Source organism: Herbiconiux daphne, assembly GCF_024979295.1.
GTDB classification, from domain to species: Bacteria; Actinomycetota; Actinomycetes; order Actinomycetales; family Microbacteriaceae; genus Herbiconiux; species Herbiconiux daphnes.
On the sequence record NZ_JANLCJ010000078.1, the window covers coordinates 1 to 1,567 of the forward strand.

The following is a 1,567-nucleotide window of genomic DNA, read 5'->3' on the forward strand; positions in this document are numbered from 1 at the left end:
TGGTGCGCTGTTGATCAGCTTTCTGCTGAGCGATACGTGAATCAGTATCAGCAAAGCGTTGGTCAACCACACTGCTACGTTGAGAAAACGTAGTGTTGTCCACTTTCTGAGACAGGCCGGAAGCCAGCGCTTTGTCTTGACGATCTTGATCAGCCTTGAAATCGCTTTTAGTAACACGATCGTTGATGGTTGTTTTGTTAGCCGCGATGTCAGCTTTGTTGGTAGCAATATCTTTACTGTTACCAGTGGCGGTTGCCTGAGCCAGTGTTGCAGCGCTCTGAGCTTTACCAATCGCAGTGTCCTGCGTTTTGTCAATCAGACCCTGCTTAGCTACAGCGTTAGCCAGCGCATCGTCCTGCTTTTTCTGACCAGCATCATAGACAGTCTGATCAACTTTCGTTGCGAGGCCATCAGTCAACGCTTTATCCTGCTTAGCGTCGAGATCTTTCTGAGCGGCTTTATCGATGTTGTAAGCAGACAGATCCACCTTATCCTTCATGCGATTGTTCAGCATGGTTACGTCACCGTGACGTGCGTTGGTTTCTTTAGTCAACGCATCGTCTTGACGTTTCTGATCAGAGGTGAAGTCCGGCTTGGTAACGAAGTTACCGGAAAGCTGCTGCGTGATGTTCTGAATATTCGTGGTGTTCTGTTGTACACCCTGAGTATTCTGCGCTACCTGACCAGCGAGAGCACCAGTTTGCTGAGCTTGCGTATTCGCTTGCTGAGTGAGTTGCTGAACGTTTTGAGTGTTCTGAGCAACCTGAGCATTGGTTTGTCCAATCGCTTGCGCATTCTGACCTACGTTGTTAGTCAGTGATTGCAGGTTCTGATTGGTCTGACCTAGTGACGCATTGGTCTGACCGATAGCTTGAGCGTTTTGTCCAACTTGAGCGCCAACAGTATTGATGGCCTGCGTATTTGTTTGGGTATGATTAATACCCTGATTCGCCAAACCAGCGATAGCCTGAATCTGACTATCTTGAATCAGATCGTAGGATGTCGCACCTTGAGCCTGAGAAGCTACCGAAGATGGGGTAGTCGTGGCGGCATTAACGCCAGCCGAGATAACAGTTGAAGCAATAAGAACTGCCAGTAATGATTTTTTCACGGATGAATCCTCTACATTGATGGAATGTTAACTAATTAACATATTACAGAGTGTGCATTTTCACTACAACTACTCTAAAAAGCCCAAACAGAGTGTGTGCTAACATGGGCTTGAACAATAGTCGTTCACAAAAGCAATGGTGATCTAACCCGACGTGACGCTTAAACACGCCGTACTACATCAGCAACACGCTATGGCGAACGCGCTGCCGACTACTATGACGTTTTCTTATCCCTTGCGACGAGACTCGATGAACGTCAGCCCTACAGCACCAATAGCCACTGGCACTAAGAACGAGAGGACGATCAGGCCAGCCATTCGATACTCTTCGAAAGCAAAACCAGACCAGTCATAAGCCGTAAACAAATCTTTCAGGTAAGCCATGTTAACAACCTGCTACATTATGTTAATGAATTGTACAAGGTACAGATAATAAAAAAGGGCAGACCAAATTAA

At 46.7% G+C, this 1,567-nt stretch carries 2 protein-coding genes; both read right to left on the reverse strand.

What is annotated here, in order from left to right; all coding sequences use genetic code 11:
• On the reverse strand, positions 1-1,111 hold a 1,111-nt coding region (locus N1032_RS23005), incomplete at its 3' end, for a hypothetical protein (RefSeq protein WP_259542647.1).
• 228 nt (positions 1,112-1,339) lie between these two features.
• Complete coding sequence (locus N1032_RS23010) at positions 1,340-1,495, reverse strand: hypothetical protein (protein ID WP_259542648.1); 156 nt, start codon at positions 1,493-1,495, stop codon at positions 1,340-1,342.
• Positions 1,496-1,567: the final 72 nt, after the last annotated feature.

What these genes read in the sequence shown, in the direction of transcription:
- N1032_RS23010 (WP_259542648.1), bottom strand. Translation starts at nt 1,495, where the DNA reads ATGGCTTACCTGAAAGATTTGTTTACGGCTTATGACTGGTCTGGTTTT.